This is a genomic window from Streptomyces triticirhizae, from assembly GCF_003696235.1.
In the GTDB taxonomy this organism is placed as follows: Bacteria; Actinomycetota; Actinomycetes; order Streptomycetales; family Streptomycetaceae; genus Streptomyces; species Streptomyces triticirhizae.
The window spans coordinates 1-14,164 of record NZ_RFFJ01000164.1; the positions used below are offsets into that span (position 1 = coordinate 1).

Consider the following 14,164-nt stretch of genomic DNA (forward strand, 5'->3'; position numbering starts at 1 on the left):
CGCGCGGCCGGCAGGGCGGGCCGCGGGCCACGGCCGTGGTGCGCCGGCCGCCCGGCGCCGACGGCACCGGCGGGCTGGCCAGCGTCCGGGTCTCCGTCGAACTGGGCTACCCCTCGGACATCGGCGCCCAGTGCGGCGCGGTGCGCCACCATGTCACGCGGCGCGTGGGCGAGTTGGCGGGAATGGAACTCCAGGAGGTGGCGGTCGCGGTCGAGCGGCTGCGCTCCTCGGAACTGGACGGCGCCACGTCGGGCAAGGTCCTGTGACCGCCCGTCACGCCGACCGTCGGTCCAGAGACGAACGGAGGGTGGCGGCGGTGCACGAGGACGAGCCGGCGAGACCGGCGGGGGAGACGGCGCGCGCGGGTGACACCGTGCGGCTGAACAAGCCGACCACGGAGGCCGGGGACGCCGCCTCGGGCGACGACGAGCCGGGCGCGATGCGGCAGTCCGCCTCGACCGCACGCTGGGAGCCGGGCCAGGCGGACGAGGGACCGGCGCCGCGCTTCTGGTCGGTGCGCCGGGTGCCGGCGGGCCTGGTCGCCGCCGCCCTGCTGGGCGGCTCCGGGCTGCTGCTCTACGACATCGTCTCCGTCCGCGCCGACCGGCCGGCCGCCGCCTGGCGGCGTGAGGTGGCCGACGCGCTGGCCAGCCGGCCCCTGGACGACGCCTGGGTGGTGGCCGGCGCGGCGCTCGCGATGGCGCTCGGCGTCTGCCTGGTGGTGCTGGCCACCACCCCGGGGCTGCGCCGGCTGCTGCCCATGCGCCAGGACAGCGAACTGATGCGCGCCGGTATCGAACGGGCCGCCGCCGCCGTGGTGTTGCGCGACCGGGCCCTTGAGGTCTCCGGGGTGCGCAGCGTGCGGGTGGCCGTCGGCCGGCGGCGGATCAGGGTCGCGGCCGAGGCGCACTTCCGCGAGCTGGACGTGGTGCGGACCGACCTGGAGGCCGTGCTCGGCGACGGCATCGACGAACTGGGCCTGGCCCGCCGCCCCGCCCTCGCCGTCCACGTCCGCCGCCCGGCGAAACGGTGACCGGCGAAACGGTGACCGGCGAAACGGTGAGGGGAGCCCGACGATGAGGACCGGTCGAGAGATGCTACGGATCGTCAACCGCGTGCTGCTGGCGCTGACCGGCGTCGCGCTCTTCCTGCTCGGCCTCGCGGTGCTGGTCGGCACCCTCGACCTGCCCGCCCGCTGGGGCTTCTCCACCCCGTCCTGGTGGACCTGGGACACGCCCGACGACGTGCTGCTCAGCGACGCCGACCGGGTGCGCCACCGGGACGCCGGCTGGTGGTGGCCCGTGGTCATCGGCTCGCTGTCCCTGCTGGCGCTGCTGAGCCTGTGGTGGCTGCTCGCCCAGCTCCGCCGCAGGCGGCTCGCCGAGGTGCTGGTGGACAGCGGCGACGGCGTGGGCGCGCTGCTGCGCGGCCGCGCCATGGAGGACGTGGTGGCCGCCGAGACGGAGGCGCTGCCCGGAGTCGACCGGGCCAGGATCACCCTGGTCGGGCGGCGCGAACAGCCCAGGGCACAGGTGGGCCTGCTGCTGGCGCCGCAGGCCCACCCGGACGAGGTGGTGCGCCGGCTGCGCACCGAGGCCATCGAACACGCGCGGGTCTCCGCAGGGCTGGACGCCCTCCCGGCCGAGGCCCGCCTCCGCGCGGCCCGCCACGGGCCGGAACGCGTCAGCTAGACGCTGCGCGCTGGCGCTTCGGGGAGCCGGTGCCCGGCGGCGCCGGCGGCGCGTTGGTGTCGGCGGTGCCGGCGACCGGCCGTGCGGGGGGCGGCTGCCACGGGAACTGGTGTTCCGGATGCGGGCGTTCGTCGGTGTCCGGGGACGGTTGCCCGGTCTCGGGGGTGTTCAAGGGACAGGGCAGGGCAGGGCTCGGGGCGAGTGCCTCGTTGGGGTTGTGCTCGGCGCTGCCGGCCCTGAACGCCCGGCCCGGGCGGTTCCCGACGAGCAGCCGTGGCGGGCCCGCGACCGGTGAGAGCCGCTGCGCCAACACGAAGAGCGCGAGTCGACACCCCCCGACCTCACGGAGCCCTACCAGGCCGCACCAGCGTGTGAGCGGTAGCCCTGTCCGGGAGAGGAAGGCCGCCGCCGTCCGTTCGCCACTTCCGGACCGGTCGCGGACACCGCTCCCACGCGGACGCCCTGCGGGCGGTTCTCCCGAGTCTCGGGCCCCGAGCCTGTGGGGTGCGGGGCTCGTTGCCCTGGGGGCGGGGCCCGGCCGGGGGCTCGGTTCTCGCCGCCCTATGCGCCGGCGGTGCTGCTCTCGACGTCCCGCTCCCGCACGACCCCGGCGCCCGCGGCCCCGGCCTCGTCGCGTTCCCCCGCCTCGGCGGCGCCAGCCGCGCCCGCCGCCGCGCCCTTCGGGCGCTGGCGCCCGCCCGCTCGCCCTGCGGCGGCAGCCGCGTCCGCCCGGCGGTCGTTGGCGTCGCGGCGCAGGAGGAGGAACCAGCCGACGGGGACGCCGGCGGCGAAGAGCCACCACTGGATCGCGTAGGCGAAGTGCGCGCCGATGCCGGTGTGGTCCGGCTCGGGGACCGGCTCCAGGGCCGGTTCCGCCGGGTCGGGCGGGCTGGTTTCGGTCAGTTCCAGATAGCCGCCGAGCATCGGCTGACCGAGGTCGGCCTCGCGCTGGTCGCTGTTGATCAGCATCGTCATGCCGTCGGGCAGCCCCGAGCGGTCCCGGACGCCGGTGTTCGCCGTCGTCTCGTCCGCCATCAGCCGGCCGGTCACCGTGACCTCGCCGGTCGGCGGAGCCGGCACCTCGGGGGCCTCGGTCAGGTCCTGGCCGGCGGCGATCCAGCCCCGGTTGACCAGCACCGCCGGACCGCCGTCCGCCGGCAGCAGCGGGGTCAGCACGTGGTACCCCATCGCGCCGTCGCCGTTGGTGCGTTGGCGCACCAGCACCTGGTGCGCGACGTCGTAGACGCCCGTCGCGGTCACCGGCCGGTAGCGGTCGTCCGGGGCGGGGCCGCCGTCGGCGGTGGTCAGCTCGGCCATGGGCACCGGCTCGGCGTCCAGGCTGGCCGAGATCAGATCGTTCCGCGCCACCCGCTGCTCGTGGCGGTCCAGCTGCCAGAACCCGAGCCACACCATGGTCGGGATCAGCAGCAGCGCGAGCAGGGTGAGGATCACCCACTGCCGGGACAGCAGAAAGCGGTACACGACTGACGACGCTACCCGAGCGGCATCACTCTCCCTCCGCCGGGGCCACGTCCCGGAGCAGGTGGGTGAACGCGGCCTCGTCGAGGATCGGGGTGCCGACCGCGCGGGCCCTGACCAGCTTGCTGGTCATCGCTTCGGGCGCGTTGGTCACCAGCAGGCTGGTGAGGCGGGAGACGCTCGTCGCCACGTGGAGCCCCGCCTGGACGGCCTGGTCCTCCAGCAGCTCCCGGTCTGTCGAGGTGTCCCCCGAGAACGCGACCCGCATCCCCTGGACCAGCCGCCCACCCGGCTCGTACCGGCCCGGGTTGGGGTAGGGGCAGGCCGGCCTGCGGCGCGCGGGCCGCCAGCCGCGCCAGGCGCCGGCCGCGCCCACCCGGGCGCGCTGGCCGTCCCCGGACGACGCCGGACCCTGTGCCCACTCCGTGATCGGCCGGCAGGGGTGCAGCGGCAGCGGAAGCCGGCGGCTGGCCGCCTGGTGGAGGCTGGGCCGGAACGCCTCGGCCAACACCCGGGCGTCGTCCAGCGCGTGGTGCGCGCGCCGCTGCTCCACGCCGAAGTGGCCCACCAGCGTCTCCAGCCGGTGGTTGGGCAGCGGCAGCGCCAGCTCCTTGGCCAGCCGGATGGTGCACAGCCGCTGCCGCACCGGGGGCGTGCGCTCGGCCCTGGCGAACTCCCTGGCCAGCATGGTCCAGTCGAAGACCGCGTTGTGCGCCACCAGCACCCGGTCGGCGAGCCGCTCCGCCAACTCGTCCACGATCTCCTCGAACAGCGGGGCGTCGCGCAGCATTTCGGTGGTCAGCCCGTGAATCCACGTCGGCCCGGGATCGCGCTGCGGATTGACCGGGGAGTACCAGTGGTCCTCCACCTCGCCCCTGGCCGTCAGGCGGTAGACGGCCGCCGAGACGATCCGGTCGTGGCTGGCCAGGCCCGTGGTCTCGACGTCCACCACCGCGTAGCCCGACGGGTAGCCCTCCGGCCAGGGCCCCTCGGGGGTGGCCCGTTGCGGAGGGAGGTCGACCATGGCTGGCTGGTGGTGGTCATCGAGCATGGTCCCAGAGGATACGGGCCGGCACCGACAGTGCCCGCCGGAAGCCCGGGAGTTGGGCCAGCGAACCCCGGGGAGGGCGGCCCGGCGACGAGGCGTCAGCCGGGCGGTTCGCGCCGGTTGTCACAGGGGTGCCGTACGCTGCGAGACATCTGCTTCCCACCAGCGGAGGTGCCCGATGCTCCTCGACACCCACGGCCGGACCGCCACCGACCTGCGGGTCTCCCTCACCGATCGGTGCAACCTGCGCTGTACGTACTGTATGCCGGAGGAGGGCCTGTCCTGGCTGGCCAAGCCGGAGCTGCTCACGGACGACGAGATCGTGCGGCTGGTCGGCGTGGCTGTGGGGCAACTGGGCGTGACGGAGGTCAGGTTCACCGGCGGTGAGCCGCTGCTCCGCCCCGGCCTGGTCTCCGTCGTGGAGCGCTGCGCCGCGCTGCGCCCCAGGCCCAGGCTCTCGTTGACGACCAACGGCATCGGCCTGGAGCGCACGGCGGGCGCGCTGCGCGCGGCGGGTCTCGACCGGGTCAACGTGTCGTTGGACACGTTGAGTTCACAGACGTTCGAGCGGATCACCCGCCGGCGTCGCCATGGCGACGTGCTGCGGGGGCTGGCGGCGGCCAGGGACGCGGGCCTCACGCCCGTCAAGGTGAACGCGGTGCTGTTGCCCGGGGTCAACGACTCGGAGGCACCCGAGCTGTTGGCCTGGGCGCTGGCCGAGGGGTACGAGCTGCGCTTCATCGAGCAGATGCCGTTGGACGCCCAACACGGCTGGCAGCGCGGGCGGATGGTCACCGCCGAGGAGATACTCGCCGCGCTGGAGCGCCGGTTCACCCTCACACCCGAGGAGGGCCGGGGCTCCGCGCCGGCCGAGCGCTGGCTGGTGGACGGCGGCCCGGGCCGGGTCGGCGTGATCGCCTCGGTCACCCGCCCGTTCTGCCGGGCCTGCGACCGCACCCGGCTGACCGCCGACGGTCAGGTCCGCGACTGCCTGTTCGCCCGCGAGGAGTCGGACCTGCGGGGCCCGCTGCGGGCCGGCGCCGACGACGCCGAGCTGGCGGAGCTGTGGCGGCGCGCGATGTGGGGCAAGAAGGCGGGCTCGGGCCTGGACGAGCCGACGTTCGAGCAGCCGGCCCGCCCGATGTCCGCGATCGGCGGCTGAGGCCCACGGGGACGGCGACGCGCCGACGGGCCAACCGCCCACGCCCGCCCGCGCGTTGATCAGCGCCCGCCCGCGCGGCGGCGGCCCCGCGTCCGCCGCGCTCAGCCCTCCGCGCGGGCGCGCCACTCCGCGAGCGGGACGACCTCCTTCAGAAAGCCGCGCAGCCCCAGGAAGCGGGAGAGGTACTCCCGGTGCTCGTCACACGCCAGCCAGGTCTTGCGGCGCTCGGGCGTGTGCAGCTTGGGGTTGTTCCAGGCGAGCACGTGGACCGCCGCCGCCCGGCATCCCTTGGCCGAGCAGATCAGCTCCGCCTCGGCGGGCTCGTTCGACACGGGTTCCTTCCAGGTTCTTCCTCGTCCGGGCTTCCGCCCGGGTGGCTCCGGGGCCGGAGACGCTGACTGGGCCCGGACATGATCGACGCCGGGCGGCCACGGGGGGAGCCGCCCGGCGTCTCTCTGTCGCTCCGACGGGGGATACGGAGCGCCCTTGAAGTATGACACGCGAGGGGGCGGTCATTGCAGGGGAATGACCCAAATGATCTGAGCTTTTCCTGAGGTTGGCCGACGGAAGCCTCAACTCCGCTTGTGGGCTTCCTGTTGTCCCGGCGGCAGCGCCGGTGGCACCACCGCCTCCGCGACGAAGGCCGAGGGCAGCGAGGGCACGTTCTCCCGGCCGGCGTTGGCGACCACCACCGCGATGTACGGGAGCGCGATCCCCAGCAGCAGCGTGACGACGGCCAGCGGCAGGCTGACGTTCCACAGCAGCGCGGTGAGCAGCACCGAGACGGTGCGGACCACCATCGCCACGATGTACCGCCGCTGCCGGGCCCGGACGTCGTCGTCCAGGCTCTGCCGGGCACCGGTGATCCGGTACACCTCGGAGTCCTCGTCCCGGCCCCTGCCGGTCCCGCGCCAGCGCGCCATCCCTCATCACCCGTCTCCCAGGCCGAAGCCCGCCGCTCAGACGCGCGGCGAGCCCAGCCCACGGTAAGCCCAGCCGCCCCTCATCGGAGCAGCTGGGCCAGCTTTCGGCCAGCCTTCAGGTACAGGCCGTCCGGCGCGCCGGCGGCGGCCCGTTCGGCGACCACCTCGGCCAGCGGCCGCAGCGCGTCCGCCTCGGCCAGCACCTCGGCGCGCTGCTCGGCCCCGTCCTGGAGGACGAGCCGCAGCGCGTTCTGCTTCGCCAGCCGCCGCGCGGCCGAGGCGCTGGGCGCGAACTCCAGCACCTTCGTCAGCACGGTCGCCACCGACTCGCCGCCGTGCTCGGCGAGCGAGACCTCGGGCAGCGAGTCCACCTCGGCGAAGCTGCGCTTCGAGAACTGCGCGGTGAAGCCGGCGCGCGCCTTCATCGCCGCCTCGACCCCGTGCAGCGCGGCGACGACCTCGCCGGCCAGCACCTTCTTCAGGTCCATCGGGTGCAGCGAGGAGTCGGCCAACCGGCCCTTCACCGCGTCGAGTTCGGCGTCGGTCCACTCGGTCCAGGCCCGCAGGTAGGGCTCCATCAGCCGGTCGGGGATCGACATGACCTTGCCGAAGACGTCCTCGGGCGTGCTGGTCAGGCCGATGTAGTTGCCCTTGGACTTGGACATCTTGGCGCCCGAGCCGTCCGTGCCCTCGATCAGCGGCATCCCGACGACCAGCTGCGGGGTCTGCCCGTAGATCTCCATGACCCGGCGGCCCATCTGCATGTTGAGCAGCTGGTCGACGCCGCCCAGCTCCACGTCCGCGTCGATCTCGGCCGAGTCGATCGCCATCGCCACCGGGTAGATCAGCTCCGACATGGACAGCCCGTGGCCGGCCTCCAGGCGGTTGCGGAAGTCCTCGCGCTGGAGCAGCGCGGAGGCCGAGACCTGGGCGAGCACGCCGATCAGCTTCGGCAGGGTGATCCCGGCCAGCCACTCGCTGTTGTGCCGGAAGCGGACCTGCTCGAAGTTGAAGAACGGCCGCACCTGGTCGCGGTAGCCGGCGAGGTTGGCCGCGATGTCCTCGTCGGTCAGCGGCGGGCGCTCCGCCGAGCGGCCCGAGGGGTCGCCGATCTTGGCGGTGATGTCGCCGATGATCAACGTGACGTCGTGGCCCATCCGCTGGAAGCGGCTGAGCACGATCATCGGCACCGCGTGCCCCAGGTGCACGTCGGCCGCCGTCGGGTCGATGCCGAACTTCACGTGCAGCCCGTGCCCCGCCGCCCGCGCGGCCTCGATGCGCTCCGCCAGCCGTTCGGCCGACGGCAGCACCTCGACCGCGCGGGCCGCGATCAGCTCGGCCTGCTCCCCGGGCGACAGGTCGGTCAGGTCCAGATAACGCCGCGTCGCCGTCTCCTCCAGCAGCCGCTGGACGGTGGTGTCGGAGGAGAGGTCCTGCGCCAGCAGCGCGCTGGCGCGCCGCACGGATTCGCCGAGGCGTGTCACGTCGTGGTCCTGCCGTTGTCGGGGTAGGGAACGAGCCGATTCTACGGGCGCGGGTTCACACCCCGGGACTGACGGAACTCATGTGGAACTCCGGCACCCGCAGCGCCGGCATCGCCGTCCGGGGGAAGTAGTCGCCCCACTCGCGGGACCTGGTCAGCTCGGTCGCCGACGCCTCGGTGGCCCGGCCGATGACCTCCACCGGGGACTCGTTGAACCGGAAGTTGTTCACCTGCCCCACCACCTCGCCGCCCTCGACCAGATAGACGCCGTCCCTGGTCAGCCCGGTGAGCAGCAGGTTCTTCGGGTCGACCTCGCGGATGTACCACAGGGAGGTGACCAGCAGGCCGCGCTCGGTGGTGGCCACCAGCTCGTCCAGGGAACGGGTGCCGCCCGCGTCCAGCCGCAGGTTGTCGATCACGGGCGCCAGCGGCAGCCCGGTCAGCTCGGCCGAGTGCCGGGTGTTGGGCAGCGTCCGCAGCACGCCGTCCGCGATCCACTCGGTGCGGCCCAGCGGCAGCCCGTTGTCGAAGACCGCGTTGCCCACGAAGAACGTCTCGGTCGAGGAGCGGGAGAGCACGAACGGCGCCGCCGTCAGGCCCTCGGCCGCCGGGTCGCTGGAGAGGGTCAGCGGCAGCGTCGCCAGCCGCTCCCCGACCCGGGTGCCGCCGCCCGGCCTGCTGAAGACCGTGCGGCCCTCGTCGCTGCGCCGCGCGTCGTTGGTCATGTGCTGGTAGAGCAGCAGGTCGGCGACGGAGGAGGGCGGCAGCAGGGTCTCGTAGCGGCCCGGCGGCAGGTCGACCGTGCGGTCCGCCCAGGCCAGCCGCGTGGCCAGCGAGGCGTCCAGCGCGGCGACGTCTACCCGGTCGAAGTCCGCGACGGGCACCGTCGCGTAGGAGGAGCGCCGCCGGCCGTGGGACTTGGCGTTCAGGTCGACGGAGCCGGTGACCTGGTCGTGCCGCAGCCGCAGCCCGGTGGAGGTGCCCAGATAGCTGGAGACCACCTCGTGCTCGGCGTAGCCGAACAGCTCGCGCCCCTCGCCCGCCGCCCGCGCGAAGGTCTCGCCGAGCGCCGGCGCGAACGCCCCGAACACCTCGGGCGAGGTCTCCGCCGGCGGCTCCGCGAAGTCGGGCGAGGCCGGTGTGCCCGCCACCAGCGGCGTGGCCTCGTCGGTGGTCGGCGACTGCCGCGCCGCCTCCTCGGCCGCGCGCACCAGCGACTCGACCTCGTCGTCGGCCACGGCCGAGCGGGAGACCACCCCGACCGAGACCCCGGTGGCCCCGCCCACGGTCGCGATCACGGTCAGCACGCGGCCCCGGGTCACGCCGTTGGTGGTGAGCGCGTTGGCCGCCCAGCGCAGGTTGGTCGAGCCGTGTTCGTCGGCGATCACCACCGTGCCGTCCGCCCGGGACAGCTCAAGGGCGCGCTCGACGGTCTCATGGGGTCGGGGAGCGCTCATCGGCCCGCCTCCTGTGTGGTGTTGAGGACGTTGACGGAACGGAACAGCGCCGAGGGGCAGCCGTGCGAGACGGCGGCGGTCTGCCCGGGCTGGGCCTTGCCGCACATGAAGGAGCCGCCCAGCACATAGGTCTCGGGCCCGCCCACGGCCTCCATGGAGCCCCAGAAGTCGGTGGTGGTGCCCTGGTAGGCGAAGTCGCGCACCTGTCCCGACAGCTCGCCGTTCCGGATGGCGTAGGCCCGCTGTCCCGTGAACTGGAAGTTGTACCGCTGCATGTCGATCGACCACGACCCGTCGCCCAGGATGTAGAGGCCGTTCTCCACCCGGGAGATCAGCCCCTCGGTGCTCGGGCCCTCGGGGTCGGGGCGCAGCGAGACGTTGGCCATCCGCTGGAGCGGGACATGGGCGGGGGAGTCGGCGAAGGCGCAGCCGGTGGAGCGTTCGAAGCCCTGCCTGCGGGCGATCCGCCGGTCCGTCTGGTAGCCGACGAGCAGCCCGTCCCTGACCAGGTCCCAGCTCTGCGCCTCGACGCCCTCGTCGTCGAAGCCGACGGTGGCGAGCCCGTGCTCGACCGTCCGGTCGCCGGTGACGCGCATCACCTTCGAGCCGTAGCGCAGCGAGCCCAGCTGGTCGAAGGTGGCGAACGAGGTGCCGGCGTAGGCCGCCTCGTAGCCCAACGCCCGGTCCAGCTCGGTGGCGTGGCCGATCGACTCGTGGATGGTCAGCCACAGGTTGGACGGGTCGATGACCAGGTCGAGCCTCCCCGGGGTCACCGAGGGCGCGGCCATCTTCTCCGCCAACAGCTCGGGCATCGCGGCGAGTTCGCCGTCCCAGTCCCAGCCGGTGCCGGTCAGGTACTCCCAGCCGCGCCCGACCGGCGGCGCCAGGGTCCGCAGCGTGTCGAACCGGCCCGAGGCGGGATCGACGGAGGTGGCCGTCAACGAGGGCGCCAGCCGCACCCGTTGCTGGGTGGTGACGGTGCCGGCGGTGTCCGCGTAGAACTTGTTCTCCTGCGCCGCCCACAGCATCGTGTCGACGTGGTTGACCCCGTCGCCGGACAGCAGCCGGGAGCTGTAGTCGGCCAGCAGCTCGATCTTCTCCGCGTCGGACACCTCGAACGGGTTGACCTCGTAGGAGGAGACCCAGGTGCGCTCGCCGTGCGAGGGCTCGTCGGCCAGCTCGACCCGTTCGTCGGAGCCGGCGGCCCGGGTGACCCGGGCCGACAGCTTCGCCATGGCGACGGCCTGGGCGGCCACCTTCGCCGCCGCGTCCATGGTGAGGTAGACGCCGGCCGCGAAGCCCCAACTGCCGTCGTGCACCACCCGGACCGCGAAGCCCGTGGTGGTCGTCGACTCGCTGCCGGCCGGCCGCGCGTCCCGCAGCGCCCAGCGGGCGTGGCGCACCGACTCCAGCCGGAAGTCGGCGTGTTCGGCGCCCAGCGCCCTGGCCCTGGCGAGGGCGGCGTCGGCGAGTTGTCGTAGGGGCAGCGCGAGGAACGCCTCGTCGATCGTTGTGGGCAACCGTCTCTCCTGTCTCAGGTCCTTCTCGGGTCCGTCCCGGGCCGGGGGAGCGGCGCACGCCCCGGCGTGCGCCGGCGGCCGCGCGACCGCGCCTGGCACCGATCCTGCGTCCCCAACCCCCCTGTGGCCAAGGGCTTTCGCCGACGGGAGCCGGCCGGGCACGCCCCGCGCGGGCCCCGATCGGCGCTGTGGAAACCCCACAGCCAGCCGCGCCGGTGCCTGTCGCGCCTCGGTTAACGCCTCACCGACCGGAGGGTCTAGCGTTGTGGAAAGCACACGACACGAAAGAGGTGGTCCCTTGAGCCGCTCGGTACTGGTGACCGGAGGCAACCGCGGGCTCGGCCTGGCCATCGCCCGCGCTCTCGCCGAGGCGGGTGACAGGGTCGCCATCACCCACCGGTCGGGCGAACCGCCTCAGGAGCTGCTGGACCTGGGCTGCCTGCCGGTGCGTTGCGACATCACGGAGCCGGAGCAGGTGGAGCAGGCGTTCAAGGAGGTGGAGAACGCGCACGGCAAGGTCGAGGTGCTGGTGGCCAACGCGGGCGTCAACCGCGACCAGTTGCTGCTGCGCATGTCCGAGGACGACTTCGCCTCCGTGCTGGAGACCAACCTCACCGGCACGTTCCGGGTGGTCAAGCGCGCCGCCAAGGGGATGCTGCGCGCCCACTCCGGGCGCATCGTGCTGATCTCCTCGGTGGTGGGGCTGCTGGGCTCGGCGGGGCAGGCCAACTACGCCGCGTCCAAGGCCGGCCTGGTCGGCTTCGGCCGTTCGCTGGCGAGGGAGTTGGGCTCGCGCGGCATCACCTGCAACGTGGTCGCCCCCGGCTTCATCGACACGGACATGACCCGGGAGCTGACCGACGACCAGCGCGAGCTGATCATCGAGCGGATTCCGCTGGACCGCTACGGCGACCCCAAGGAGATCGCCGCGACCGTGCGCTTCCTGGCCTCCGACGAGGCCGCTTACATCACCGGAGCCGTCATCCCCGTTGACGGCGGATTGGGCATGGGGCACTGACACCATGAGTGGACTTCTCGCCGGCAAGCGCATCCTGGTCACCGGGGTGCTCACCGAGTCCTCGATCGCCTTCCACACCGCGCGGCTCGCCCAGGAGGAGGGCGCCGAGGTGATCCTGACCGGCTTCGGCCGGCTCTCCCTGGTGGAGCGGATCGCCAAGCGGCTGCCCAAGCCGGCCCCGGTGATCGAGCTGGACGTGCAGAACGCCGAGCACCTGGCGGGCCTCCCGGGCCGGGTCGCCGAGCAGCTGGGCGAGGGCGTGGGCCTGGACGGGGTGGTGCACTCCATCGCGTTCGCCCCGCAGGACGCGCTGGGCGGCAACTTCCTCCAGACCGAGTGGCCCTCGGTGGCGACGGCCGTCGAGGTCTCGGCCTACTCGCTGAAGTCGCTGACCATGGCGGTGCTGCCGCTGCTGGAGCGGCGCGGCGGCTCGGTCGTCGGCCTGACGTTCGACGCGCAGGTCGCCTGGCCCAAGTACGACTGGATGGGCGTCTCCAAGGCGGCCCTCGAGGCGACCTCCCGCTATCTGGCCCGCGACCTGGGCGGCCGGAACATCCGGGTCAACCTGGTCTCGGCCGGCCCGATCAAGTCGATGGCCGCCAGGTCCATTCCCGGCTTCGAGGAGCTGGCCGACGTGTGGAACACCCGGGCGCCGATCGGCTGGGAGCTGACCGACCCGGAGCCGGCGGCCCGGGGCGTCGCGGCGCTGCTGTCGGACTGGTTCCCGAAGACCACGGGCGAGATCGTCCATGTGGACGGCGGCGTCCACATGATGGGCGCCTGACCGCCCGCCGCACCACGCGGAACGCGCGCCCCCGCCCCCGGCACAACGGGCCGGGGGCGCCGTCGCGTCGGTCGAACGCCCCTGGCCTCAGCCGGCGGCGTAGAGCGAACGCCCGCACACCCGGGCGTAGGAGCCGGCCTCGCTGGCGGCGGTCTCCGGGTCGCCGGCGCGGATCGCGTCGACCAGCCGCCCGTGGTCCATGTGGTCCTCGGCGCGCAGCTCGTCGCCCACATCATGGCGCAAAAACGCCCTTACCACGGAGCCGAGATCGGCGTACAGCTCGGTCAGCACCTCGTTGTGCGAGGCCTGCACGACCGCCATGTGGAACGTGGCGTCCGCCTCCACGAAGCGCTCCACGTTCCCCGTGTCCCAGGCCGCCTCCCGGCGGGCCAGCAGGGTGTCCAACTGCCGCAGCTCGCGCGGCGTCCTGCGGCGCGCGGCCAGCCGCGCCGCCGACGCCTCCAGCGTGCTGCGCACCTCGGCGACGTCCCGGGGCTGGGCCTCGGCGAACCGCCGGTGCATCACGCCGGCCAGCTCGCTGGTCGCCGCGACATAGGTGCCCGAGCCCTGCCGGATGTCCAGCAGCCCGTTGTGGGCCAGCGCACGGATCGCCTCGCGGACCGTGTTCCTCGCCACACCCAGCTGCTCCACCAGCTCGGGCTCGGTCGGGATGCGCGAGCCCACCGGCCACTCGCCCGAGGTGATCTGGAGGCGCAGTTGTCCGATCACCTGGTCTGCCAACGCGGCGCGACGTGGCGCGGTCAGTGACATGGCTCTCCCCGTTGCCCGGTTTCCACGCGGCCTCTTCGACGCGACCCCGTGGAGCCTATTCATCCCATGATTCTATGATGAGAGCCATGGGGCTTCTTCAGAAAGACCGTACTCCGCCCCGACGTTCCGCCGTCCGTGACCGAGCGCCCGCCGGCCACCCCGACGCCCCGGCGCGTCGGGGCCGCGTGCTGCTGGCCGTCGCGCTGGTGCTGACCGCGCTTAACCTGCGGCCCGCGATCTCCGGGCTCGGCCCGGTGCTCGCCGAGGTCCGCCGCGACCTGGGCATGTCCGCCACCGTCGCCGGCCTGCTGACCTCCGTGCCCGCGCTCTGCTTCGCGGTCTTCGGCGTCACCGCGCCCCGGCTCGCCGGCCGCTTCGGCCCGGTGCGGGTGGTGCTCGCCGGGCTGGTCGCCATCAGCGCCGGCCTCGGGCTGCGCGCGGTGGCCGGCAACACCGCCGTCTTCCTGGTTACCAGCGCGCTGGCCCTGGGCGGGATCGCCGTGGGCAACGTGCTGATGCCGGTCCTCGTCAAGCGCTTCTTCGCCGACCGGGTCGGGCTGCTCACCGGCCTGTACTCGATGGGCCTGGCCCTGGGCACCGCCCTGGCCGCCGCCCTCACCATCCCGGTCAGCCGCGCGATCGGCGACAACTGGCGCGCGGGGCTGGCCGCCTGGGCGCTGCTCGCCGCGCTGGCGCTGCTGCCCTGGCTGGTGCTGCCCCGGCCGCGCGCCAGGGGCGGGGCCGCCCGCCGCCCCGGCGGCACCGAAGCCGGCCCCGAGGGGCGGCCGTTGCGCCTGACCCGCTCGCCCACCGCCTGGGCGCTGGCCG

14 protein-coding genes and 1 pseudogene are annotated in these 14,164 nt (G+C 73.9%); 7 read left to right on the forward strand and 8 right to left on the reverse strand.

Annotated features, from left to right (window positions below):
- The 3 genes and pseudogenes from EBN88_RS22965 to amaP form a co-directional block, all read left to right on the forward strand.
- Positions 1–266: pseudogene (locus tag EBN88_RS22965) on the forward strand (Asp23/Gls24 family envelope stress response protein); the annotation flags it as partial.
- Between the two features lie 173 nt (positions 267–439).
- Positions 440–1,033, forward strand: a complete 594-nt coding sequence (locus EBN88_RS22970) for a DUF6286 domain-containing protein (RefSeq protein WP_233580863.1) — start codon at positions 440–442, stop codon at positions 1,031–1,033.
- A gap of 61 nt (positions 1,034–1,094) precedes the next feature.
- Positions 1,095–1,691: an alkaline shock response membrane anchor protein AmaP gene (gene amaP, locus EBN88_RS22975; protein ID WP_122398978.1), complete on the forward strand. Its 597-nt coding sequence runs from the start codon at positions 1,095–1,097 to the stop codon at positions 1,689–1,691.
- Positions 1,692–2,252: 561 nt separating this feature from the next.
- Here the strand turns inward: amaP and EBN88_RS22985 are convergent.
- Both EBN88_RS22985 and EBN88_RS22990 read right to left on the reverse strand, forming a co-directional pair.
- The gene (locus EBN88_RS22985; protein WP_122398980.1) at positions 2,253–3,173 is read right to left on the reverse strand and encodes an SURF1 family cytochrome oxidase biogenesis protein; all 921 of its coding nucleotides are present in this window, start codon (positions 3,171–3,173) and stop codon (positions 2,253–2,255) included.
- Positions 3,174–3,198: 25 nt separating this feature from the next.
- A complete protein-coding gene (locus EBN88_RS22990; RefSeq protein ID WP_122398981.1) occupies positions 3,199–4,221 on the reverse strand; it encodes a DEDDh family exonuclease in 1,023 nt (340 codons plus the stop codon).
- A gap of 175 nt (positions 4,222–4,396) precedes the next feature.
- Between EBN88_RS22990 and moaA the strand changes: the two genes are divergently transcribed.
- Positions 4,397–5,380: a GTP 3',8-cyclase MoaA gene (gene moaA / locus EBN88_RS22995; RefSeq protein ID WP_233580861.1), complete on the forward strand. Its 984-nt coding sequence runs from the start codon at positions 4,397–4,399 to the stop codon at positions 5,378–5,380.
- A 101-nt stretch (positions 5,381–5,481) separates the two neighbouring features.
- Here moaA and EBN88_RS23000 read toward each other — a convergent pair whose 3' ends face one another.
- The 5 genes from EBN88_RS23000 to EBN88_RS23020 all read right to left on the reverse strand — a co-directional run bounded on the left by EBN88_RS23000 (position 5,482) and on the right by EBN88_RS23020 (position 10,763).
- On the reverse strand, positions 5,482–5,712 hold the full coding sequence (locus EBN88_RS23000; protein WP_122398983.1) for a hypothetical protein: 231 nt from the start codon (positions 5,710–5,712) through the stop codon (positions 5,482–5,484).
- Between the two features lie 240 nt (positions 5,713–5,952).
- Positions 5,953–6,303, reverse strand: coding sequence for a DUF3099 domain-containing protein (locus EBN88_RS23005; RefSeq protein WP_122398984.1), 351 nt, complete (start codon positions 6,301–6,303; stop codon positions 5,953–5,955).
- 80 nt (positions 6,304–6,383) lie between these two features.
- Positions 6,384–7,787, reverse strand: coding sequence for a tyrosine--tRNA ligase (gene tyrS, locus EBN88_RS23010; protein WP_122398985.1), 1,404 nt, complete (start codon positions 7,785–7,787; stop codon positions 6,384–6,386).
- A gap of 55 nt (positions 7,788–7,842) precedes the next feature.
- Positions 7,843–9,243 carry a metallopeptidase TldD-related protein gene (locus EBN88_RS23015; protein ID WP_122398986.1) on the reverse strand — a complete coding sequence of 467 codons (1,401 nt, stop codon included), beginning with the start codon at positions 9,241–9,243 and terminating at the stop codon, positions 7,843–7,845.
- Positions 9,240–10,763: a TldD/PmbA family protein gene (locus tag EBN88_RS23020; protein ID WP_122398987.1), complete on the reverse strand. Its 1,524-nt coding sequence runs from the start codon at positions 10,761–10,763 to the stop codon at positions 9,240–9,242. The genes EBN88_RS23015 and EBN88_RS23020 overlap by 4 nt, the downstream gene beginning before the upstream one ends.
- 298 nt (positions 10,764–11,061) lie before the next feature.
- On the opposite strand from EBN88_RS23020, the gene fabG reads away from it, so the two are divergent.
- Positions 11,062–11,781, forward strand: a complete 720-nt coding sequence (fabG, locus tag EBN88_RS23025) for a 3-oxoacyl-[acyl-carrier-protein] reductase (RefSeq protein ID WP_122398988.1) — start codon at positions 11,062–11,064, stop codon at positions 11,779–11,781.
- A 4-nt stretch (positions 11,782–11,785) separates the two neighbouring features.
- Complete coding sequence (fabI, locus tag EBN88_RS23030) at positions 11,786–12,565, forward strand: enoyl-ACP reductase FabI (RefSeq protein ID WP_122398989.1); 780 nt, start codon at positions 11,786–11,788, stop codon at positions 12,563–12,565.
- Positions 12,566–12,652: 87 nt separating this feature from the next.
- Here the strand turns inward: fabI and EBN88_RS23035 are convergent, their stop codons facing one another.
- Positions 12,653–13,336, reverse strand: coding sequence for a FadR/GntR family transcriptional regulator (locus tag EBN88_RS23035; protein WP_122398990.1), 684 nt, complete (start codon positions 13,334–13,336; stop codon positions 12,653–12,655).
- A gap of 86 nt (positions 13,337–13,422) precedes the next feature.
- Here EBN88_RS23035 and EBN88_RS23040 point away from each other — a divergent pair.
- A partial coding sequence (locus tag EBN88_RS23040) for an MFS transporter (protein WP_233580862.1) occupies positions 13,423–14,164 on the forward strand: 742 nt, incomplete at its 3' end.

Bases quoted from the DNA above. Each gene is read 5' to 3' on its own strand.
- EBN88_RS22970 (WP_233580863.1), top strand. From the start codon at position 440: ATGCGGCAGTCCGCCTCGACCGCACGCTGGGAGCCGGGCCAGGCGGAC.
- EBN88_RS23035 (WP_122398990.1), bottom strand. From the start codon at position 13,336: ATGTCACTGACCGCGCCACGTCGCGCCGCGTTGGCAGACCAGGTGATC.
- moaA (WP_233580861.1), top strand. From the start codon at position 4,397: ATGCTCCTCGACACCCACGGCCGGACCGCCACCGACCTGCGGGTCTCC.
- EBN88_RS22990 (WP_122398981.1), bottom strand. From the start codon at position 4,221: ATGCTCGATGACCACCACCAGCCAGCCATGGTCGACCTCCCTCCGCAA.
- EBN88_RS23005 (WP_122398984.1), bottom strand. From the start codon at position 6,303: ATGGCGCGCTGGCGCGGGACCGGCAGGGGCCGGGACGAGGACTCCGAG.
- amaP (WP_122398978.1), top strand. From the start codon at position 1,095: ATGCTACGGATCGTCAACCGCGTGCTGCTGGCGCTGACCGGCGTCGCG.
- EBN88_RS23015 (WP_122398986.1), bottom strand. From the start codon at position 9,243: ATGAGCGCTCCCCGACCCCATGAGACCGTCGAGCGCGCCCTTGAGCTG.
- fabI (WP_122398989.1), top strand. From the start codon at position 11,786: ATGAGTGGACTTCTCGCCGGCAAGCGCATCCTGGTCACCGGGGTGCTC.